We start from the raw sequence: 22,524 nt of genomic DNA, 5'->3' as shown, positions 1-22,524 counted from the left end.
CAATAGAGAAATAGAGATACAGGCCCAAGATCATGGAATTAAGCGTTGAATTCTTCCCTCCAAAAACACCTGAAGGTGAGAGCAAGCTGCATCTCGTGCGCGAGCGTTTTAGTGAAACGCTCAAGCCCGCTTTTTATTCTGTGACCTTTGGTGCTGGTGGCTCTACTCAATCTGGCACATTAAAGGTGGTAAGTGATATTCATGCTGCAGGCGCAGCGGTTGCCCCACACTTATCTTGTGTTGGTAGCTCACGTGAAAGCGTGCGTGAGATGTTGAAGCAATACCAAGCATTAGGCGTTAAACGTATTGTGGCTTTACGTGGCGACTTACCATCTGGCATGGGCCAGTATGGTGAGTTCCATCACGCTAACGAATTAGTGGAATTTATTCGCGCAGAAACTGGTGATTGGTTTCACATTGATGTAGCTGCATATCCAGAATGTCATCCTCAAGCCAAGTCGCCAGCAACTGATGTGGATTTCTTTGTGCAAAAGATGAAGGCTGGAGCCAATTCAGCGGTGACTCAGTATTTTTATAATAGCGATGCCTACTTCCGTTTTGTGGATGAGGCTTATGACTTAGGCGTTACTCAGCCAGTTATTGCTGGAATCATGCCGATTACCAATAGCACTCAACTACTGCGCTTCTCGGATACTTGTGGCGCGGAGATACCGCGTTGGATTCGCTTGCGTTTGCAATCTTACGGTGATGACACTGCTTCTATTCGTGCATTTGGTGAGGAGGTGGTAACGGATCTTTGTGATCAGCTCTTGACTGCGGGTGCGCCAGGTTTGCACTTCTATTCACTGAATCAAGCAGACGCTGTTCTAGCTATTGCGGATAATTTAAGTCTTAGTAAGTAATTACTAAGCCTGACTCAGTCAGCATGGCGTCCAGAGGCTCATCATGCGTTTGAGCCTGCCACTGCGCATCATTTAACTTTTGCCAATTAAAGCCTATACCGACACACAGTAGGTTTGGTTTGGCTTTGCGTAATTGAGCTAAGGTGCGGTCAAAATAGCCGCCACCATAACCCAGTCGCCAATACTGTGTTTTCTCACCTGCTGTAGATTCTGACCAGCCTACGCAAGGAATCAAAATGCAGTCTGGAACGACCTGAGATCTACGGGGGTTGTTAGGGTCAGGCTCTGGCACGCCGTGGCGACTTGGAATCAGCAGGTCAGCCTCCTGCCAGGTGTAAAACTCCAAATGCTTGTCAGGACGTGCAAAAGGAAGGGCTAGCGTTTTATCTGCTTTACTCTTAGCCCAAGTCAATAAAGTTGGCCTGAGATCTAGCTCATCTTGTATGGGGCAATACAGGGCAATAGATTGAACTTTCTCATCGTAATCGGCTAGAAAGTGGGTCAGATTGGCCAAGATGGTTGCTTGTGTCGTGGCATAGCTTGCGCTGCCCACAAACTGTTTTCTTTGGGCTAGCAAGTCCTGCCGAAGCGTTTTTGGAGAATTGCCGTGCATAGAGGCCATTATCAGGCGAAAATTAAGAGATATAGTAAATCGATAAGGCAAGACGGTGAAAAAGATGTTTGGTGTTTTTAGTGGTTGGCAAAAAACAGTGGGCCGGATTCTATTTCTGACCCTCCTAGTTTCTGCGCCCAGCATTTTTGCAGAGAAATCCAAGAAAACCATCCCTGCAAAAGAAAGCAGAATCTCAGCCTTTGAGATCACCGAAGGCGATCGTACTTTTATAGAGCTGCGTGAAGCTGCCAAAAGAAATGATGTGACTCGTTCGCAAACCTTGGCTGCCAGCCTCTCTAATTACCCGTATGACGATTACGTAGCTTATTTCCGCATCAAGCCCCAGCTATTTGATAGTGCTGGTGGCGCCCGAGCCGATAGCAGTGCGGACTCTCAGGTAGTGGCTTTTCTAAATCAATATCAAGGCACTGCCCTAGCCGATCGTATGCGCAATGATTGGCTGCTCGTTTTGGGTAAGCGAAAAGATTGGTCTCGCTTTGATGCTGAATACCCCAAGTTTGTTTTGGATGATGACACTCAGGTGAAGTGTTACTCGCTTCAGTCAAAATTGGCGCAAGGTGAAAATCCAACAAAAGTAGCGATCGATGCGCGCGCAATTTTATTAGACCCACGTTATTTTGGTCAGGCTTGCCAAGAATTGGTGCCTACTTTAGTTGGTGCTGGAGGTATGACGCCCAGCGAAGCAAAAGCAATTGGCCGCGCTGCCAGTGAGATGGGTTTTGACACTATGTCACGTCGCTTGGGAGGTGAAGATCCCATTGCTGAAATCGTGAAGGCGGCCAAAGCAGATCCTGCAAAAGCATTTAAAGATTTTTCACAAAATGCGTCTCGCTATAGCAAAGAAAATCAGGCGGTAGCTTGGGGTGTGATTGGCCAGTTCCTCGCAAAAAAATTAGACCCCAATGCGGATGATGCATATCGACTACAACAAGACTTGGGCTACAACGAACTTCTCTCTACTGAAAGCCAAGAGTGGAAAGTGCGTGCAGGCTTGCGTGCTAAAGATTGGACGTTGGTAAAGAATGCCATTGAAGGCATGAATCCTGCGGTACGTAGCAAAGATCCTGCTTGGACCTATTGGTATGGGCGCGCACTGAAGGTCGAAGGTCAGAATGAGAAAGCGCGTGAGAATTTTGAACTCATTGCTGATCAATACAATTTCTATGGCCAATTAGCTCGCGAAGATTTGGGCAAGTCCAATCATGCCCCCGTGCGTACTAAAGTCAGTGATGCAGAAATCGAGGCCATGTCTCAGCGCAAAGGTTTTGTCAGGGGTGAGCGCTTGTATGCCATGAACCTGCGCTTTGAGGGCAATCGCGAGTGGAACTGGGAGTTGCGCAACATGACTGATAAACAGTTGCTGGCCTCTGCCGAATACGCTAAGCGCATTGGTCTATACGACCGTGTTGTGAATACCGCAGATCGTACCAAGTTAGAGCATGACTTTAGCTTGCGTTACCCAACCCCCTATCGTGATGAGCTATCGCCAATTGCTAAGCAAATTGATTTGAACTTGGCGTGGGCTTATGGTCTGATTCGTCAAGAATCGCGCTTCATCATGAATGCCTCTTCCTCGGTGGGCGCATCGGGTTTGATGCAGGTCATGCCGAACACAGCGAAGTATGTGGCTAAAAAGATTGGAATGACCTCCTATACCAATGACAAGCTGGCTGATACCAATACCAATCTAACCCTAGGCAGCAATTACTTGAATATGGTCTTGGTGGACTTAGACGGTTCTTGGGTTCTGGCTTCAGCTGCTTATAACGCCGGCCCCTCGCGCTCGAAAACTTGGCGAGAAAAACTAACTAGCCCTACTGAGGGTGCTATTTTTGCGGAAACTATTCCGTTCAATGAGACGCGAACTTATGTCAAAAATGTTTTGGCTAATGCAACGTATTATTCATCGGTAATGCAGGGGCAGACACAGTCTTTAAAACAGCGTTTAGGCGTAATCACTCCTAAGGCGGCAAACGCATCTGAGCTACCTTAGTATTTCAACTACATGGGAGTTTTATGAAATATGACATTCTGCTAATTGGTGGTAACGGATTTGTAGGCAGAGTCTTGGCTGCCCAATTACAAGCAGAGGGCTATTCCGTTTTACTGCCTACTAGGCACTTAGCATCTGCACGTGAATTGCGCATGCTTCCAAAGGTGCATTTAGAAGATGCTGATGTGCATGAGTTTGATTCTTTGCAAGAGCTTTGCTCGCGAATTAAGCCTGGTGGCGCAGTTATTAATTTAGTGGGTGTGCTGCATGACAAGCCTGCGCAACCTTACGGAAAAGTATTTGAGGCGGCTCATGTAGAGCTTCCAAAAAATATCATCACCGCTATGCAGTTGCATGGCCTTAAGCGGTATCTGCACATGAGTGCATTGGGCGCAGATTCAAAAGGACCATCAATGTATCAGCGCAGCAAGGGGGACGGTGAGGCCGCAGTAAAAGCTAGCAATCTAGACTGGACTATTTTTAGGCCCTCAGTAATCTTTGGTGCTCAAGATCAATTTATTAATTTATTCGCCAAGCTAACGAAGTTGTTTCCAGCGATGCCTTTGGCAAACTCTGGAGCACAGTTCCAGCCTGTTAGCGTGGATGATGTAGCTACTGCATTTACCAAGTCTCTAAAAATGCCATCGACCATTCATCAGTCTTATGATTTGGTGGGGCCTACGGTTTACACTATGAAAGAAATTGTGGAATTTGCTGCGCGCAAGGTCAATACACGCTGTGCGATTATTCCAGTACCTGCTTTTGTCGGCTATCTTCAGGCCTTGGCTTTTGAGTTCTTACCAGTTCCGACCTTAATGTCCCGCGACAATATCGCATCAATGCAGCTGCCAAACATCTTGCCACTCAATGGTGTAGACGCCTTGACTCAAGTTTTTGGTATCAGTCGGCGTACATTAGAAGGTATGCAGTAATCAAATGAAGGTCTATGCAGTCGGTGGCGCTATTCGGGATACCCTCATGGGTTTGCCGGTGCATGATATTGATTATGTAGTGGTTGGCTCTAGCGTAGAGGAAATGATTACCCAGGGATATCGTCCAGTAGGAAAAGATTTTCCAGTATTTCTGCATCCAGATACACAGGCCGAATATGCCTTGGCGCGTACAGAGCGTAAAACGGGTAAGGGCTACAAAGGCTTTATGTTTTACGCTGACCCGAGCGTCACGCTAGAGCAAGACTTAGAACGTCGCGATCTGACTATTAATGCAATGGCACGGGAGGTAGGTGCTGATGGCAAATGGGTGGGGCCTATTTTGGATCCATACAACGGTCAGCAAGATTTAGCGGCGAAAGTATTTCGTCACGTCTCGGATGCTTTTGCTGAAGATCCATTGCGCTTATTGCGCATCGCCCGTTTTGCCGCGCGCTTTCCAGAATTCTCAGTAGCGCCAGAAACAATGGAGGCTTTGAAGGCGATTGTTCAATCCAATGAGTTGTCTGCACTTTCGGCCGAGAGAATCTGGCAGGAGTTGGCTAGAGGTTTTACTGCCAGCAAGCCAATGAGAATGTTTCAAGTTTTGTTGGATACTGGTGCAGCTAAAGTGTTACTGCCGTTGACGCTGACGTCCAATTTAGCTAAAGAAGAATATCGTGAGCAGCTCATTTCATATTTACACGCATCGGGTAGTCGCTTGGAAGATCGCTGCGCCGTAACGCTCATGGAGCTGCCTGCCAGTGACATTCGGTCTTGGTCAGAGTGTGTCAAGATGCCAAATGAAGTGCGTGATTTTAGTGAAATATTTACCGAGCTGAATGTGCTAATTAAGAAGACGGTCGGCGATACAGGTGGTGTATATCAGGCTGTCGATATATTGGCTTGGTTTAATCGTGCGGATGTTTGGCGCAAGTCGGATCGTGGACATGCTCTGCTAGATCTAGCAAAACGTATTGGCTTGAATGTCAGCGCTCTAATTACAGCGATGCATAGCACTCAGTCACTCAACACCGCAGGAGTGATTGACGGTATTCCTGTTGAAGATCGAGCTAATGGTGAAAGTATTCGACGTGCAGTAGATGCTGCAAGACTCGCAGCTATTGCTGCAGCGTTAAATACCTAGCCCACTTAAAGTCGGTTTCTGCCTCGAAGGCCAGGCAAATCCTCTAGGACATGATCCGGAAGCACATCGTGTAATTTCTTTGAGAATGCGAAGACCTTGAAGAGCTCACCCATCTCCGCTTCAGACAATAACTTTTGTAATGCATTTGAAATTGGCAAGAAAGTTTCTGGATTGCTCGGGTCACCGACCTCTAGGGCAATGTCGCCAATGCCAGCGTCCAGTAAGAAACTCGCTTGATTGCTGAGATAGACGTCATCAACTTGTTCTTCGAGTGCACTGCGTGCAATCTGAGACCACTCTACGTGAGTTGTTAAATCGCATAGTCCAGGAAGATGAAATGGATCTTGAATAGCATGATGGCGATGGTGCGCCATTAAGGTCCCCTCGAGACGTTGCGCGTGATAGTACTCGCTCTCCGGAAAGCCGTAATCAAAAGTGAGGAAGAGACCGGTATCGAGATGTTTCGCTACTTGGCGTATCCATGCATTTGCTGGCGCGTGTAGCTCTGTAACATAGCCTTCAGAAAAGTTGCCATGATGCAGTGCTTCCGGAAGTAGGGATTGTTCAACAGGCTTTCCTATCGCCCAAGCCAGCTTGCCGTCAATCACAGCAACCCCTTGCCAGTACCAAAAGCCATTTTGAAAAATGATGGCATCACAGGGAATGGCATCAATTACCTCATTGGCCAAAATAACGCCCTTGAAGTTATTGGGCAAAGAGTTGAGCCAACGGCATTGAGTGGATTGATTGAGCTGCTTGGTAAGGCTTTGAAGGCGCTCCTCTTGTCTTTGGGCTAGGTCGGGTGAGATCTCGATGATGTCATAGCGATCTAAGGAAAAATCAAGATCCTGTAGTCGGGTGAGAATGGATTCGGCCAGCTTGCCAGTGCCGGCGCCAAATTCCAGAATCTGGGTGGGGAGCCCTTGGGCTTGGAGGCCCTCCAAGACGGGTAACAGTGCCTCGACAATGGTTGCGCCAAATAAGGGGGAGAGCTCAGGTGCGGTCGTGAAATCACCACCAGCGCCTAATTTATGGGCTCCGGCACTGTAATAACCCATTCCTGGCTCATAAAGAGCCATTTCCATATACCTTGAAAAGGGTATCCAGCCACCTTGAGAGGCGATTTCAGCCATTATTTTTTGACTAAGAAGCTCAGTATGAGCCGTTTCAAGGCTGGTCAAGGTAATATCCATAGCTCGCTAGTCTAAGAGAATTTAAGTGAACTTGAGTTCAAACCCACAACATCAGCAAAATAAAGCGGTTTTAGTGACTGGCGCTGCCAAGCGTCTTGGTCGGGAAATTGCCTTGGAGTTTGCGCGTCAGGGCTGGGATGTGGCGGTTCATTATGGCCAGTCCGCATCGGACGCTCAAGCCACTGTAGCTGAAATTCGGAAGCTAGGGCGTAAGGCGGTGGCTTTTAAGGCTAACCTCGCTAGCGAATCAGAAATCAATACCCTGTTTGCCGCAGTGGTTGGTGAGTTCAATAATTTGGAATGCCTGGTCAATAGCGCTTCGATCTTTGAATATGATCGCGCTAATTCTGAGACGCCATTAAGTGGCAAAAGTCTGCAAGACCATATGCAGGTCAATTTAACTGCACCCATCTTGCTATCTCAGTTAATGTTTTCGCATCAGAAGAGCAAGGCAATTCAAACGAGTGAGAGCGGTTTTTCTATCCCCTCGGTAATTCAGTTGCTTGATCAAAAGTTGATTAACCTTAACCCTGATTATTTGTCTTACACATTATCCAAAGCCGCGCTTCTCACCTCAGTTGAAGTGCTTGCGGTAGATTTTGCGCCTCATGTGCGAGTCATCGGTTTAGCTCCTGGTATCACAATGACTTCTGGTGACCAAACTGAAGCGGGATTCGCTAAAGCACATCAGATGACGCCATTGGGTAAGTCATCAACGCCTAGTGATATTTCAAAAGCAGCAGTATTTTTAGCAAGTTCAAATGCAATCACTGGCACCACCTTATATGTAGATGGTGGACAACATCTATTACCATCTTCACGCGATGTGATGTTTAAAACAAATTAAAAATTTCAATACAGAATAAAAATTTATGCACGCCATTCTTTCTCATCCCTCACTTGCGGATTGCCGCCGCTTATTTCTGCGTGACTATGAAATCTATATCAATATCGGTGTACATGATTTTGAGAAGAAGGCTGAGCAGCGCGTCATACTCAATGTGGATCTTTATATTCCATTGAATATGAATACCCCCTCTAAGGATCTATTAGATGAAGTAGTGGATTATGACTTTATGCGTGAAACCATTAAGGCGCGGTCTTCCCAGGGACACATCCATCTACAAGAAACCTTCTGCGATGACATCGTGACCGCCATGCTGCTACACCCTAAGGTCATTGCTGCTCGCGTTAGCACAGCAAAGCCAGATGTCTATCCAGACTGCCACTCCGTCGGTGTTGAAGTATTTCGGATGAAGCAAATCTAAAGAAAATCCAGAAAAGAATTTTATAGCCATGAGTGATATTCGCAAAGTCGTCTTCGAAGAAAATAAGCTTGAGAAAAAGCTATGCCGTTTAGTTGGTCAAGCAATTGGTGACTTTGGCATGATCGAAGAGGGCGATAAGGTGATGGTGTGCTTGTCAGGTGGCAAAGATAGCTATGCCATGCTCGACATTCTTTTAAAGTTGCGCGAGCGCGCCCCAATTGACTTTGAAATTATTGCCGTTAATTTGGATCAAAAGCAGCCAGGATTTCCGGCGGAGATCCTGCCAAACTATTTGAAGGCTTTAGGTGTTCAGTACCACATTGAAAATCAGGATACCTATAGCATCGTGAAGCGTGTAGTTCCAGAAGGTAAGACTACCTGCGGGCTGTGTTCTCGTTTGCGTCGTGGGATTTTGTATCGTGTAGCAGATGAATTGGGTGCGACCAAGATTGCTTTAGGTCATCATCGTGACGATATCCTAGAAACACTCTTATTAAACATGTTCTTTGCTGGCAAGCTCAAAGGCATGCCTCCTAAATTACGTTCTGATGATGGTAAGCACATCGTCATTCGTCCCCTCGCATACGTTCCTGAAAAATTACTTGAGCGTTATGCAGTAGATATGAATTTCCCAATTATTCCGTGCAATCTCTGTGGTAGTCAGCCAAACTTACAGCGTGGCGCCATGAAAGAGATGTTGCGTGAGTGGGAGAAAAAGCACCCTGGGCGTGTTGAGAATCTATTTCGCTCAATGCACCACATTGTCCCGTCCCATTTAATGGATGGTGAAGCTTTTGATTTCAAGAATTTAGAGATTTCTACAGAACTAACAGGCATTGCTGCCAGATCGTCGGGAGATAGAGCGATTGATGAAGCAGAAATTGACAAAACGGCTTGCGGAACCATAGCCTATGGGGTTATAAGCACTCCGTGAGTTGACATGATCATGCCGATTGGAGTTAAAGACGGCCTATAATCAGCCTCTATGAACATCGTTATTTTGGCTGCTGGGCAGGGAAAGCGGATGAAGTCCGCATTACCCAAGGTTCTTCAAACCTTGGCCGGGAAACCACTTCTCCAGCACGTTCTTAATACGGCCCTTGACCTACAAGGCAAAAGCGCCAAAACTGGCCCCATCGTTGTTGTGGGGCATGGCGCTGCTGATGTCAAAGAGTTTCTCAAAGTCGTAGGCGACCAGGACTCTCGCTTCGGCAAAGTGGGTACTGCGTTACAGGCTGAGCAAAAAGGGACTGGCCACGCTTTATTACAAGCCTTACCTAAGCTAGATGTGAACGAGCCTACTTTAGTTTTGTATGGCGATGTACCTCTCACCAGTAAAAAGACGCTATCTAAATTGGTTAAATTGGCTGATGGCGCGCGTGGCCAAGATTCTGCTTTAGCGCTCCTGACCCAAAACCTAAGCAATCCAATGGGCTATGGCCGCATCGTGCGCGATATCGATCGTTCGGTAAAGGCGATTGTTGAGGAAAAAGATGCAACACCTGAGCAAAAGTCTATTCAAGAAATTAATACTGGAATCATGGTGCTGCCAACTAACTCACTAAAAAAGTGGTTGAAAGCTTTACGAGCCAGTAATGCTCAGGGCGAATACTATTTAACAGATGTCATTGCGATGGCAGTTAAAGATGGTGTACCCATTCGTACCGCACAAGCAGACGCCGAGTATGAGACCGTTGGCGTTAATAGCCGCGATCAGTTAGCTGCTTTGGAGCGAGTCCATCAACTCAATCAAGCAAATGTGTTGATGGATGCCGGCGTTTCTTTGGCTGACCCAGCGCGTATTGATATTCGGGGAACGCTGGAGTGCGGTACTGATGTCTTTATTGATGTCGGTTGCATATTTGAAGGTTGCGTAACTTTAGCTACGGGTACAAAAGTTGGTCCGTACTGCATCGTTCGAAACAGCGTGATTGGTAAGAGCGTCACAATTCATCCCTATAGCCATATTGATGGCGCCCAGGTTGGCGCAAGTTCGCTGATTGGCCCTTATGCGCGTTTACGTCCAGGCGCAGACTTGGCCAACGATGTGCATATTGGCAACTTTGTAGAAGTGAAGAACAGCAAAATCGCCGCCAATAGCAAGGCTAATCACTTGGCTTATGTGGGCGATTCGATTGTGGGCTCTAGAGTCAATATCGGTGCAGGCACAATTACCTGCAACTACGATGGGGTGAATAAACACCAAACAATTATCGAGGACGATGTCTTCATTGGTTCGGATACGCAGTTAGTTGCCCCGGTGCGAGTTGGGCGTGGCGCCACTTTGGGTGCAGGAACTACCCTCACCAAAGATGCACCGCCTAATCAGCTAACTGTGTCACGAGCCAAGCAAATTTCTTTACAGTGGCAGCGCCCTGTAAAGAAGGATAAGAAAGTAGCTGGCAAAAAATCTGTGAAGGCTAAAAAATAATGTGCGGAATCGTTGGCGCGGCATCGCGTAAGAATATTGTTGATGTCTTGATTGAAGGTCTTCGACGTCTCGAGTACCGCGGTTACGATTCCTGTGGATTTGCAGTAATCAATGGCGATGATGTTAAGCATCCAATAGAGCGCGCTCGCACTACTGCACGAGTTTCTGAGTTGGCTGAACAGGGTAAAGATTTCCATGGCACCCTAGGTATTGCGCACACTCGTTGGGCAACCCATGGCAAGCCAGATACGCAAAATGCCCATCCACATATTTCCGATGACTTAATTGCTGTAGTACATAACGGCATTATCGAAAACTATGAGTCACTCCGCACTGAATTAAAAGCTGCGGGTTATTGCTTTGATTCAGAAACAGATACTGAAGTGATTGCTCATTTAATTCATCAAGCGTACATATCTAGCAAGCAAGCTGATTTAGTGGATTCAGTACGTTCGGTATTGCCGCGATTGCATGGCGCATACGCTATTGGTGTAATTGCGCAAGATCGTCCAGGTATTTTGGTGGGCGCACGCGCTGGTTCTCCATTGGTTGTTGCGCTTGGCGAGAATGAAAATTTTCTCGCTTCTGATGCCCTAGCTTTAGCTGGTCGCGCACATGCGATGATGTATTTAGAGGAAGGCGATGTTGCTGTTCTCAAGGCAGAGAGCGTCGAGATCATTGATCAAATAGGCAAGATGGTGCAGCGAGAGCAAAAGCCAATGCCTGCCCAAGCCGACTCTGTGGATCTAGGCCCTTATCAGCATTACATGCAAAAAGAGATCTTTGAGCAACCGAGAGCAATTGGTGACACACTTGCCAATATTGCTAGTTTTGGCCCTGAGCTTTTTCATGCTGATCCCGAGCAGTGGAAAAAGTTTAATCAAATTTTGATCTTGGCCTGTGGCACCAGTTACTACTCGGCATGTGTTGCGAAGTATTGGTTAGAAGATTTGGCGGGCATTCCTACTCAGGTAGAGATTGCTAGTGAATACCGCTACCGCACTACCGTTCCCAATCCGAATACATTAATTGTGGTGGTCTCCCAATCTGGCGAGACTGCAGATACTTTAGCGGCTTTGCGTCATGCGCAGGCTTTGGGCCACCAATACACCTTGGCTATTTGCAACGTTGCAAGCAGTGCCATGGTTCGCGAAACAAACTGGAACTTTTTAACTAAAGCGGGCATGGAGATTGGTGTCGCCTCTACTAAAGCATTTACGACGCAGCTGGTTGCTCTTTATCTGTTGGCGGTCTCATTAGCTAAACGTGCAGGTAGGGTGAATGCTGAAGAAGAAAAAGTGCTCCTACGTGACTTACGCCATTTACCAAAAGCGTTGCATGCGGTCTTAGCCCTTGAGCCGCAAATTATTGCTTGGAGCGCTGCCTTTGCCAAATGTGAAAATGCCCTCTTCCTGGGTCGTGGCATGCATTATCCGATCGCGCTTGAGGGTGCCCTCAAACTGAAAGAGATTTCTTATATTCATGCTGAGGCCTACCCAGCTGGTGAGCTAAAGCACGGCCCACTCGCACTAGTTACTGAGAAGATGCCAGTGGTTACTGTGGCGCCGAAAGATGATTTGTTGGAGAAGCTCAAATCTAATATGCAGGAAGTTAAAGCTCGTGGTGGCAGGCTGTATGTTTTTGCAGATCAAGACACTGAGATTACGAGTAGTGAGGGCATCAATGTGATTCGATTGCCGGAGCACTACGGCAATCTTTCCCCAATCTTGCACGTAGTTCCCCTGCAGCTCTTGGCTTATCACACTGCATGCGCACTAGGCACCGATGTGGATAAGCCACGCAACCTCGCAAAGAGCGTTACGGTCGAGTAACTCTAGCTACGTCGCTAGAGCATGCTCTTTCTAAGTAAATAAACCCACTTGAATATTTAGCGCAGTTGTTCCTGATGAAGTCGAAATGGAGGGTTGTAGACTTCCTACATCGTCATAGGGAAATCCATAGGCAAGCTTATTTGCATTAAATTGATGAAACTTTTGAGCCCAAGTATTAGAGGGTGAATTGAAATAGTTCTCGCTCAGTGGTGGAGAGAAGCTGGCACTATTGGAGTCGTCTAAAGAATAGTTTGCGGCATTCATTGTCCCCCTCTGAAATGCGGCGGCGATCATTTTCTGCACGTTCTTTTGACTGCCAGTTCCGCTGGCCAGTGAGTTTGCGCACTGCCAAACATCGTATGAGATTATTTGTGAATTGGTAAATTGACCACTAGTGCTTGCACTTATCCAGCTTGATGCGGTGCTGTAGTTACCTTGCTTAAAGGTTAACGTTCCACCAACAACCATTCCCGAGTAATAACCTGTGGCCGTATCATTTGTTACTAATGGAGTTGTTGTCCAATTGGTGTACCAGGTATTAATAGTATTAGTGAAGTAACTATCGCTGACTGTAGCTACGGTTTTTGGTGAAACTGAGCGTAGCGTGTTGTTAGTGTAGATGCTTGATGGGTATGCATCTGTGTCCACTCCGCTTGTAGGGACCGGAACTGCGCTATTAAACAAAGAGCTGGAAAGCCCAGCTAAATTGTTAATGATTGCGGAGCGACTGGTATTAAGTACCCCTTGTTCTCCTCCACTCATGCCGACTCCTGAGGCATTCATGGAGATGGGAAAGCCAAATTGATCAACCTGTGTTGTATTGATGTTCAGGGCTTGATTAATGTCAAAGGAAAATTCTAGCCAATCAAAGAGGCAGAGCGAGCCAACGCTACCCGATGCAAGTGCAGGAGCGGTGTAGCCCGTTACGGGGCTCCCACTTAGTTGATCTGCATTGACTCCTGCACGTGGAGTGAAGGGAATCAGGGGCTTTCCTACTGAAATATAAATACGACCACTAAATGCATTGGTGCCTGTCCCAAGTCCTGGTAGATTAGTACCATTAAAGCTGGCCAAGTCAGCAACTACAGTGGCGCAGCTACGATCCAATGGAATGGAGTAGTTTGCCCAAGTTGTGGGGCAATTGATAAGGGCGCTAGCGCCGTTGGTGGTCATTCCGGAGCAAGTGCCAGCCGCATTCAAATTATCTAGGGTAGACATTAGAACCGGTTTGTTCTGCGTAGCGTCGTAGCGGTAATAAGAGTTCCCACCAGAAGCAGTAAGACCAACAATATAGGCAAACATAGGGACAGACGCTGGAATGCCTGTTGCGGTTACGCTTGCATCAATAGTCAGGGGGATCGTAGCGGTTGAGCCAGTGCAGATTGGAGCGCTTGGCCCCTTTGTAGAGGATGAGCTTGATGGGGTAGCGCTATCAGAGGAACCTCCCCCACACGCTACCAATAGGCCTGACGTACCAAGAAGGCCAATGCCTTTAAGAACGAGACGACGATCTGTATTGAGGGCTTTCATATCCAATCCTTTCAAATTTTTAATCTATCTGAGGACTTCGCAACATCGGGTGCTTATTTTCATTAGTATCTGTCTACTCGGAAAAAAATACTAGAAAAAATTAAAGAAAATACTGATTTTTTGGATTGATTCACCCTAATTTACAGGTTAGTGTTTTCGTGCTCCTTGTATAAACCCTTTTTGATGGAGTCTTGCAATTAGTACGAACTAGTACTAAACTAGTACGCATACAGACTAAATTGAGGTATTGACATGAATCACTTGTCGCTCGTTAAGGAATTAGTGCAGACATACCAGGCTTTCGAGGCTCATTCGGCGGCCCATATTAAAGATATGGGGCTGACTACAACCCAGTTTGACATTATTGCAACCCTGGGAAATCAGCCGCCAATGACTTGTAAAGAGCTGGGTGAAAAAACACTGGTTTCTAAGGGGACCATGACAGGGGTTCTTGAGCGCTTGGAGGCTAAAGGGTTCATAGAAAAATTGATGAATCTAGAGGATGGCCGTAGCTACAAGATTGGCCTCTCTAAAGCAGGTGACAAGTTATTTAGGAAGGTATTTCCAGAGCACGTGGATTATCTAAGTAAAGCTTTTGGAAAGTTAAGTAAAAAGGAATTAGAGCAAGCGGTCATAGTTTTAAAAGAAGTTAAAGCAATTTTTAATTAATTAACATTTCAGTAAAAAACATAAAGGAATATCAAATGAATACATATCAAAGTGCACTCAATTTCATCGGCCGATTGCTTATCGTGGCCTTATTTTTGCCAGCGGGCCTTGGAAAGATTTCTGGATTCGAGGGAACGCTAGGCTATTTCGCCTCATTGGGAATTCCTGCTCCAGTATTTGCATTGGTAGCCACGATCGTGATTGAAGTGGTTGGCAGCATTGCTTTGCTCGTAGGCTTCCAAACCAGGTTGGTTGCAATCATTATGGCGGCCTTTACTTTGTTAGCAGCGGTAACTGGCCATGCCTTCTGGGCGGCTCCCGCCGACGCTGCATTCATCGCACAATTGTTGTTCTTCAAAAATATCGCCGTAATGGGTGGTTTGTTGGTGCTGGCTTCTGCTGGTGCCGGTAGTTTCAGTATTGATGGTCGTAAAGCGGCACAGTAATTTAATTTATCTAAGGAGATGATGATGACTAAAGTAGCAGTTGTATTTCATAGTGGCTATGGCCACACTGTTAAACAAGCTGAAGCTCTAGCCAAGGGGGCCAATGGCACCCTAGTGGCGATTGATGCTGAAGGTAATATCACCGATGCTCAGTGGGAAATTTTAAATACTGCTGATGCTATCGTATTTGGTTCTCCAACCTACATGGGTACAGTGAGCTGGCAATTCAAGAAGTTCGCTGATGCTAGCTCTAAGCCATGGTTCACACAGCAGTGGAAAGATAAAGTATTTGGTGGCTTCACTAACTCTGCCACTATGAATGGTGATAAGCATTCCACATTGCATTACTTCTTTACTTTAGCTATGCAGCATTCTGGTGTTTGGGTTGGTACTGGTCTAATGCCTTCTAACGCTAAAGCAGCTAAACGTGATGACGTTAATTATGTTGGCTCTTTTGCTGGCGCAATGATGCAGACACCTTCAGATGCAAGTGCTGATGAGGTAAATGCTGGCGACTTGGAAACGGCACGTCTTTATGGTGAACGTATCGCCAAGATTGCTAGTGAACTTAAAGCTAAGTAAAGATTGTTGATCTAAAAAATTGGGGGAATGATGAAACAACTCATTGGTTTGCAAGGTAATGATCGGGGTCACTGGGTAGGTGATGGCTTTCCTGTGCGCACCCTGTTCTTCTATCAAGACCTAGGAAAGCAAATGAGTCCATTCTTGATGCTGGACTACGCAGGTCCAGCAGACTTTCCCCCAACAACTGAACACAAGGGCGTGGGATCACATCCCCATCGTGGTTTTGAAACTGTCACCATTGTTTATGAGGGTGAAGTGGCGCATAAAGATTCAACAGGTCAGGGCGGTGTGATTGGGCCTGGTGATGTTCAGTGGATGACAGCTGGCTCTGGAATCTTGCATGAAGAGTTTCACTCAGAAGGCTTTGCCAAAGAAGGCGGAATACTGAATATGGTTCAGCTATGGGTGAATTTGCCGGCTAAGCTCAAAATGACTGAGCCGGGGTATCAAGCGATTCTGGATAAACAGATTCCCGTGATTGATCTAAAAAATAGCGCTGGGCAAGCCCGTATTATTGCCGGGGAGTTTGGAGGCCATAAAGGACCCGCCAACACATTTACACCAATGAATGTGATTGACCTTAAGTTGAACAAAGGCCCAACCAATATACCCGTGCCAGAAGGTTGGAATGTCTCTCTAGTGGTTCTCAAGGGTGCCGTTGAGGCTGGCGATGGCGTGGTGGCCAAAGATGCTCAGATGCTGATGTTTAGCAATCAAGGTCAGGATATTCAAGTGAATGTGCTTGAAGATTCAATTGCCTTGCTCCTGAGTGGCGAACCTATTCATGAGCCTATTGTTGGCTATGGCCCATTTGTCATGAATTCCAAAGAGGAGATTGCTCAGGCTATGCAGGATTTTAATAGTGGTGCTTTCGGAAGAATTTCCCATTGAAAATCAAAGACGTCCAAATTCTATTTGACTTCTTTGTTTAGCTGTGTACAAAAAATACCAATTAAATCAATGTGTTACAAGAATTGATTGATAAAAGTGTGTTCTAATAAACGTTGAAAAGGATATTTGTCACAGTTCATGCTCTGCTCTAAAGATTTCTCTAGTTTGCGTTTACTCTCGCTACTTTCTGTGGGGCTACTTTCCGCCTGTGCGGTAGGCCCAGACTTTAAGCAGCCTGATGCTCCCAATACTTCTACTTACACCGATACCACTCTCTCCAAAAAATTAGCTACTGCACCAGGAGTGCCCGGTGGTACTGATCAAGAATTCATTGAGGGTGCGGATATCGAGGCTCAGTGGTGGGAGCTATTTAAATCTCCTGAGCTAGATGTACTCATTAAAAAAGCTTTGCAGCAAAATCCAAACCTAGGAGCTGCTGATGCAGCTCTGCGTGCTAGTCAAGAAAATGTCAGCGCGCAAATTGGCGGACAGTACTTTCCGGCCATTGGCTTGGGCGGTGGAGTTACGCGACAGCTACAACCCTCCGCCATCTATGGCTTGCCTTATGGCTCCGATACCTACAATCTCTATAACGCTTCTGTAAATGTCACCTATAAGCTCGATGTCTTCGGTGGCGCACGCCGCGCGGTTGAGGGCGCTAAAGCACAGGCAGAGATTGCTCAGTTTCAGTTAGAGGGTGCATATCTTTCTTTAACGGCCAATATTGTGACTAGCGCTGTACGTGAAGCTGCTCTGCGTGCACAAATGCAAGCTACCGAAGAAATTTTGAAGGCGCAAACGAATTTAGCGGAAGTTACTGAGAAGCAGCTCGTAATTGGTACCGTCTCTAAAGTAGATGTGACGTCACAAAGAACTTTGGTCTCTAACTCTCAAGTAGATTTATTTACCTATGAGCGCAATCTGGCTTTTGCACGCAATCAGTTAGCAGTATTGGTTGGCGAGTTGCCTAGCAATGCCAACATCACCAAGTTCGATTTAAAGTCTTTGCATTTGCCAGAGAAGTTACCGCTATCAGTGCCATCAAGCCTAGTAAGGCAGCGTCCAGATGTACGCGCAGCCGAGGCGCAGCTGAAGGCTACTAATGCATTGGTTGGTGTTGCTACAGCGAACTTGTTGCCACAATTTAATATCACGGGAGCCATTGGTTCTGCGGCATTAACTAGCGCAGCCCTGTTTGGACCGAATGCTACTTTGTGGTCTATTGCTGGGGGCATCTTCCAGCCACTCTTTCAGGGCGGTCAGTTGCTAGCCCAACGTCGTGGTGCGATTGCAAATTACGAACAAGCGGTTTTTCAATATCAAGCAACCGTACTTAAAGCATTTCAGGAGGTAGCTGATGCCTTGCGCGCTTTAGAGACTGGTGCCCAAGCATTAAAGTCTGCATCCGATGCAGAGCGTTACGCTTACGAAACTTTGGATTTAGTACAGCAGCAATATAAGCTAGGTACCGCTAGTTACCTCGCCGTTCTCTACTATCAAAATCAGTATCAAATTGCAAAAGTCAAATCGGTTTCTGCACAAGCAACTCGGTTCTCTGACACAGCAGCATTATTTGCAGCATTAGGCGGTGGTTGGTGGAATCGCACCGGCCCAGCCTTTCAACCAAAAGCCATAGCGAACAAAGATCAAAATGAAACTTCTGGAAACAATTAAAACCAAAGTAACTGCTGCTGCGGTTGCCTTGTGGGCTTGGATGCTTGCGAAAGCGGAGGAGTGGAAGCTACGCGAGAAACTTATTGCGCTTTGGGAAAAAGCAAAAGGGTTATGGGCGCGCTTGCGTGAACGCTTCATGCGCAGCAAGGCCTATGCCAAGCTACAGACTATGAGTCCTTTGGGTCGACGCATGACCATCATGTTGTGTGGCGTATTTCTGTTACTGGGTTTGATCTTTGGTTTTAATCAACTCAAGACTTTCATGATTAAGCATTTTATTGCTGGCATGGGATTGCCCCCTGCAACGGTTTCAACCATGGTTGTAGAAACTACCGCATGGCAACCCAAGTTATCTAGCGTTGGTAATGTGCGTGCATTTAGAGGGGTAGATCTCAGCACCGAAATTGGCGGTCTTGTACAAACCGTACCCATTAAATCGGGTATGGACGTAAAGGAAGGCGACTTACTGATTAAATTGAATGATGCTTCCGATGTCGCGCAACTCAATTCATTAAAGGCTCAAGCAGATTTAGCTAAAGTGATTAATGAGCGGGATAGACAGCAGCTGGCTATTCAAGCGATTAGTAAGAACGTGTTCGATACCAGTAAGGCGGATGCGAAATCTAAGCAGGCTCAGGTAGAGCAGCAAACGGCTTTAGTGGCTAAGAAGAATTTAAGAGCACCCTTCAGTGGCCGTGTAGGTATTGTGATGATGAATCCAGGTCAGTTTGTTAACCCCGGCGATAAGTTACTCACCCTGCAAACTTTGGATCCTATTTTTGTGGATTTCAATCTCCCACAAAGTAATGCTGAGCAAATTCAGGTTGGTCAAGAAATTGTGGTGACAACAGATGCATTCAAAGATGCTAGCTTTACTGGTAAGGTCACTGCGGTAAGCCCTAAGGTAGATACTAATACTCGCAATATTCAGATTGAAGCTCAGCTAGCTAATCCAGATAAAAAGATTTTGCCGGGCATGTTTGCTAATGTGAATATTAAGTTAGGTGACGAGGTAAAGATGCTTACTTTGCCCCAAACCGCCGTAACTTATAACCCGTATGGCTCAACAGTTTTTATTGCCAAGCCAACTGGTAAAAAGGATAAACAGGGCAAGCCTGCGCTTGAGGCTCAGCAAGTCTTTGTGACTACAGGGCCAACGCGCGGCGATCAAGTGGCGATCCTCAAAGGCGTTGAAGAGGGTGCTACTGTGGTCACTAGTGGTCAGCTCAAGCTGAAGAACGGCACTCCACTGATTGTGAATAACAAAGTGCTGCCTTCGAATTCTCCAAACCCACAGCCACAGGAATAAGTCCTAGATGAATTGGACTGACATATTTATTCGTAGGCCAGTGCTATCACTGGTAGTGAGTGCGCTTGTTTTGGTATTTGGTTTGAAGGCGGTTGGTTCTTTGCCAGTGAATCAATATCCGCAAACCCAAAATGCGATCGTTACGATTACAACGGCTTACTATGGCGCTGACCCCGAGACGATTGCAGGATTTATTACCCAACCATTAGAGACGGCGATTGCTCAATCGCAAGGTATCGACTATTTATCCTCCACGAGTGTGAGCGGTCTCTCAACGATTACCGCCACTCTCAAGCTGAATTACGATTCCAATGCGGCATTAACGCAAATTCAGACCCAGATTAGTTCTGTCAAGAATCAACTACCGCCACAAGCCCAGCAGCCTGTATTAACAGTGCAAATTGGTCAGTCGACTGCAGCGATGTATATGGGCTTTTATAGCGATGACATTCCAAATAATGCGATTACTGATTACTTATTACGGGTAGTGAAGCCAAAGTTGGATTCTGTAGATGGCGTACAAAATGCAGAAATTACTGGCGGTCGAAAGTTTGCGCTGCGTGCTTGGCTTGATCGCGAGAAGATGGCTGGCCTTGGTGTGGGTGCGGACGATGTCTATAGCGCTATGTCCGCTAATAACTATTTATCAGCAGTTGGTAGCACTAAAGGTGACATGGTTGCCGTGGACTTAGTGGCTGGCACTGATCTACATACGCTCGATGAGTTCCGCAAATTGGTTGTCAAAAAAGATGGCATCAATATTGTGTATCTTGATCAAGTGGCGACCGTGAGCATGGGCTCCGAGGACTACAACACAAATGTCGCCTTTAGTGGCAAGAGATCTGTCTTTATTGCTATCAAGGTTGCGCCTCAAGCCAATCTACTTGATGTAGCTGCGCGCGTTCGTGCCGCAGTACCAGATATTCAGAAACAATTGCCAACCGGCATGTCGGGCAAGGTGGTGTATGACTCCACTATGTTCATCACTACTTCAATTGATGAGGTTGTGGCGACTCTGTTAGAGGCGCTATTAATTGTCACCGTGGTGATCTATTTATTCCTAGGAAGCGCTCGCGCAGTTGCGGTACCAGTGATTGCTATGCCACTCTCTTTGATTGGTACATTCTTCTTAATGCAGGTTCTAGGCTACTCCATTAATTTGCTAACACTGCTGGCCTTGGTGCTAGCTATTGGTCTGGTAGTGGATGATGCGATTATTGTGGTCGAGAACGTGGACCGCCATATGAAGGAAGGAAAGTCTCCACTGGAGGCTTCTTTAATCGCTGCGCGTGAATTGGGTGGCCCTATTTTGGCAATGACGATTGTGTTGATCGCAGTCTATATTCCAATTGGTTTTCAGGGTGGCTTAACGGGTGCACTTTTCACTGAGTTCGCCTTTACTCTAGCAAGTGCTGTAGCGGTATCTGGTTTGATTGCTCTGACACTTTCTCCGATGATGTGCTCGCGTATCTTTACCGAGGAGCAAGAAGCTTCCCCATTTGTTCAAAAAATTGATCGTATTTTTGAAAAAGTTCATCACAGCTACCAAACAACTTTGCGCGATCTCTTGAGTACTTGGCAGGTCATTATTGTGATGGGTGTCATTTTGCTAGGTGGAGTAGCTTATCTTTACGCTACTGCTCGCGCTGAATTAGCGCCAACAGAAGACCAGGGTATTGTGTTGATGCAGGCATCAGGACCACCTAACAGTACAGTCAATCAGATGCAGACCTACGCTGATCAGATATATCAAATATCAGCAGCAGAGCCTGAGTATGAGCAGATGTTCCAGATCACTAGTCCAACTAGTAGCTTTGGTGGCGTGTTACTCAAAGATTGGGATAAGCGTAGCCGTAATGCGACGAAGTTTCAAGAAGATATGCAGAATAAATGGAATACGATCGCCGGTGCTCGCGTAGCAGCCTTTCAATTTCCAGCTTTGCCTGGTGCACAAGGCTTACCAGTTCAAGTCGTAATTAATACTACCGAGTCTTATGAGCAGCTCAATGAGGTATCTCAGGCGGTGCTAGATAAAGCGCGCCGGAGCGGTAACTTCTTCTTTGTGGACTCCGACCTGAAGATTGATAAGCCACAAGATGTTTTAGAAATTGATCGTGAAAAAGTAGCCGCACTGGGTATGACTCAGCAGCAGGTAGGTAGTGCGTTATCTGCCGCATTGGGTGGCGGTTATGTTAATTACTTCTCTGTCGCTGGTCGCTCCTATCGCGTTATCCCACAAGTTAAACAAGTGGACCGCTTAAATCCAGATCAAATCTTGGATTACTACATTCGCACTCCTAGTGGGCAGATGATTCAGGCGCGCACGATTGCTACGATTAAGCAGAAAGTGGTTCCACAATCGATCAATCACTTTCAGCAGCTGAATTCGGCAACAATCTCTGGGGTGAGTACCCCATTTATTTCTCAGGCGGATTTGCTTGAGTTTATGCGTCAAACTTTAAAAGAAGTCGCGCCGAATGGTTACACCATGGATTACGCTGGTCCGTCCCGTCAGTTCATGGCAGAGTCTGGCGGTTTCTTGGTCACGATGTTCTTTGCGATCTTGATCGTGTTCTTGGTCTTGGCTGCACAGTTTGAAAGTTTCCGAGACCCAATCGTGATTTTAGTTTCAGTGCCGCTCGCCTTATTTGGCGCACTCATCTTTATTAATTTAGGATTCACAACTTTGAATGTGTATACCCAGGTGGGACTCGTTACCCTGATGGGCTTAATTAGTAAGCATGGTATTTTGATTGTGGAATTTGCCAATGAGCTACAAGAAGCTGGACGTAGTAAGGTGGACGCTATCGTAGAGGCAAGTAGCGTACGTTTGCGCCCCATCTTGATGACAACAGCGGCAATGGTACTGGGCGTAGTACCTCTGGTGATCGCCTCGGGTGCTGGCGCTGCTGGCCGTCAATCTATGGGTATCGTGATCTTTACTGGCTTATCGATTGGTACGTTGTTTACATTATTCGTAGTACCAGCAATGTACTTATTTATTGGCGCTGATCACCATCAGAGGAAATTCAAGCAACAGTAATTTAGTTGATAAGGTAATAAATGAAAAGGGTGAACACAGTTCACCCTTTTCATTTGAGCCAGTAGCTTCTGAGAGTCTAGGAAGCAG

19 protein-coding genes are annotated in these 22,524 nt (G+C 46.5%); 16 read left to right on the top strand and 3 right to left on the bottom strand.

The window, feature by feature from the left end; all coding sequences use genetic code 11:
- Positions 1–32: 32 nt before the first annotated feature.
- The gene (gene metF / locus ICN42_RS01770; RefSeq protein ID WP_216250003.1) at positions 33–863 is read left to right on the top strand and encodes a methylenetetrahydrofolate reductase [NAD(P)H]; all 831 of its coding nucleotides are present in this window, start codon (positions 33–35) and stop codon (positions 861–863) included.
- Here the strand turns inward: metF and ICN42_RS01765 are convergent.
- A complete protein-coding gene (locus tag ICN42_RS01765) occupies positions 853–1,485 on the bottom strand; it encodes a 5-formyltetrahydrofolate cyclo-ligase (protein ID WP_216250000.1) in 633 nt (210 codons plus the stop codon). The genes metF and ICN42_RS01765 overlap by 11 nt on opposite strands.
- Before the next feature lie 55 nt (positions 1,486–1,540).
- Between ICN42_RS01765 and ICN42_RS01760 the strand changes: the two genes are divergently transcribed.
- From ICN42_RS01760 to ICN42_RS01750, 3 genes are read left to right on the top strand one after another with little or no spacing between them, the layout of a single operon-like run.
- Entirely contained in the window at positions 1,541–3,490 is a 1,950-nt protein-coding gene (locus ICN42_RS01760) for a lytic transglycosylase domain-containing protein (protein WP_216252810.1), read from the top strand.
- Positions 3,491–3,513: 23 nt separating this feature from the next.
- Positions 3,514–4,422, top strand: coding sequence for a complex I NDUFA9 subunit family protein (locus ICN42_RS01755; protein WP_216249998.1), 909 nt, complete (start codon positions 3,514–3,516; stop codon positions 4,420–4,422).
- A 4-nt stretch (positions 4,423–4,426) separates the two neighbouring features.
- Positions 4,427–5,566, top strand: coding sequence for a polynucleotide adenylyltransferase (locus tag ICN42_RS01750; protein WP_216249996.1), 1,140 nt, complete (start codon positions 4,427–4,429; stop codon positions 5,564–5,566).
- A gap of 5 nt (positions 5,567–5,571) precedes the next feature.
- On the opposite strand, the gene ICN42_RS01745 is transcribed toward ICN42_RS01750, so the two are convergent.
- Positions 5,572–6,699, bottom strand: coding sequence for a class I SAM-dependent methyltransferase (locus tag ICN42_RS01745; protein WP_255539202.1), 1,128 nt, complete (start codon positions 6,697–6,699; stop codon positions 5,572–5,574).
- Between the two features lie 85 nt (positions 6,700–6,784).
- Here ICN42_RS01745 and ICN42_RS01740 point away from each other — a divergent pair, with 85 nt between their 5' ends.
- Genes ICN42_RS01740 through glmS form a run of 5 tightly spaced genes read left to right on the top strand, consistent with a single transcriptional unit; the run spans position 6,785 to position 12,290 of the window.
- Positions 6,785–7,606: an SDR family oxidoreductase gene (locus ICN42_RS01740; protein ID WP_370625992.1), complete on the top strand. Its 822-nt coding sequence runs from the start codon at positions 6,785–6,787 to the stop codon at positions 7,604–7,606.
- Positions 7,607–7,631: 25 nt separating this feature from the next.
- Positions 7,632–8,027, top strand: coding sequence for a dihydroneopterin aldolase (locus ICN42_RS01735; protein WP_216249990.1), 396 nt, complete (start codon positions 7,632–7,634; stop codon positions 8,025–8,027).
- Positions 8,028–8,055: 28 nt separating this feature from the next.
- Positions 8,056–8,961 carry a tRNA 2-thiocytidine(32) synthetase TtcA gene (gene ttcA / locus ICN42_RS01730; protein ID WP_216249987.1) on the top strand — a complete coding sequence of 302 codons (906 nt, stop codon included), beginning with the start codon at positions 8,056–8,058 and terminating at the stop codon, positions 8,959–8,961.
- 51 nt (positions 8,962–9,012) lie between these two features.
- Positions 9,013–10,458 carry a bifunctional UDP-N-acetylglucosamine diphosphorylase/glucosamine-1-phosphate N-acetyltransferase GlmU gene (gene glmU / locus ICN42_RS01725; protein ID WP_216249984.1) on the top strand — a complete coding sequence of 482 codons (1,446 nt, stop codon included), beginning with the start codon at positions 9,013–9,015 and terminating at the stop codon, positions 10,456–10,458.
- Positions 10,458–12,290, top strand: a complete 1,833-nt coding sequence (gene glmS, locus ICN42_RS01720) for a glutamine--fructose-6-phosphate transaminase (isomerizing) (protein ID WP_216249981.1) — start codon at positions 10,458–10,460, stop codon at positions 12,288–12,290. Before glmU ends, glmS begins: the two co-directional genes overlap by 1 nt.
- 30 nt (positions 12,291–12,320) lie before the next feature.
- Here glmS and ICN42_RS01715 read toward each other — a convergent pair whose 3' ends face one another.
- Positions 12,321–13,820 (bottom strand): beta-1,3-glucanase family protein, encoded by a 1,500-nt coding sequence (locus ICN42_RS01715; RefSeq protein ID WP_216249979.1) that lies wholly within the window; start codon positions 13,818–13,820, stop codon positions 12,321–12,323.
- A 252-nt stretch (positions 13,821–14,072) separates the two neighbouring features.
- Between ICN42_RS01715 and ICN42_RS01710 the strand changes: the two genes are divergently transcribed.
- The 7 genes from ICN42_RS01710 to ICN42_RS01680 all read left to right on the top strand — a co-directional run bounded on the left by ICN42_RS01710 (position 14,073) and on the right by ICN42_RS01680 (position 22,437).
- A complete protein-coding gene (locus ICN42_RS01710) occupies positions 14,073–14,489 on the top strand; it encodes a MarR family winged helix-turn-helix transcriptional regulator (RefSeq protein WP_216249976.1) in 417 nt (138 codons plus the stop codon).
- Positions 14,490–14,524: 35 nt separating this feature from the next.
- Complete coding sequence (locus tag ICN42_RS01705) at positions 14,525–14,935, top strand: DoxX family protein (RefSeq protein ID WP_216249973.1); 411 nt, start codon at positions 14,525–14,527, stop codon at positions 14,933–14,935.
- A gap of 24 nt (positions 14,936–14,959) precedes the next feature.
- A complete protein-coding gene (locus tag ICN42_RS01700; RefSeq protein ID WP_216249970.1) occupies positions 14,960–15,517 on the top strand; it encodes a flavodoxin family protein in 558 nt (185 codons plus the stop codon).
- Between the two features lie 30 nt (positions 15,518–15,547).
- Positions 15,548–16,411 (top strand): pirin family protein, encoded by an 864-nt coding sequence (locus ICN42_RS01695; protein WP_216249967.1) that lies wholly within the window; start codon positions 15,548–15,550, stop codon positions 16,409–16,411.
- Between the two features lie 138 nt (positions 16,412–16,549).
- On the top strand, positions 16,550–18,085 hold the full coding sequence (locus tag ICN42_RS01690; RefSeq protein WP_216249964.1) for an efflux transporter outer membrane subunit: 1,536 nt from the start codon (positions 16,550–16,552) through the stop codon (positions 18,083–18,085).
- Complete coding sequence (locus ICN42_RS01685; RefSeq protein WP_255539201.1) at positions 18,063–19,394, top strand: efflux RND transporter periplasmic adaptor subunit; 1,332 nt, start codon at positions 18,063–18,065, stop codon at positions 19,392–19,394. Before ICN42_RS01690 ends, ICN42_RS01685 begins: the two co-directional genes overlap by 23 nt.
- Positions 19,395–19,401: 7 nt before the next feature.
- Entirely contained in the window at positions 19,402–22,437 is a 3,036-nt protein-coding gene (locus ICN42_RS01680) for an efflux RND transporter permease subunit (RefSeq protein ID WP_216249961.1), read from the top strand.
- The last annotated feature ends 87 nt before the right edge of the window (positions 22,438–22,524 follow it).

It is taken from the genome of Polynucleobacter sp. 71A-WALBACH, assembly GCF_018882365.1.
Lineage (GTDB): Bacteria > Pseudomonadota > Gammaproteobacteria > Burkholderiales > Burkholderiaceae > Polynucleobacter.
This window is presented reverse-complemented; position numbering and strand designations above follow the sequence as displayed.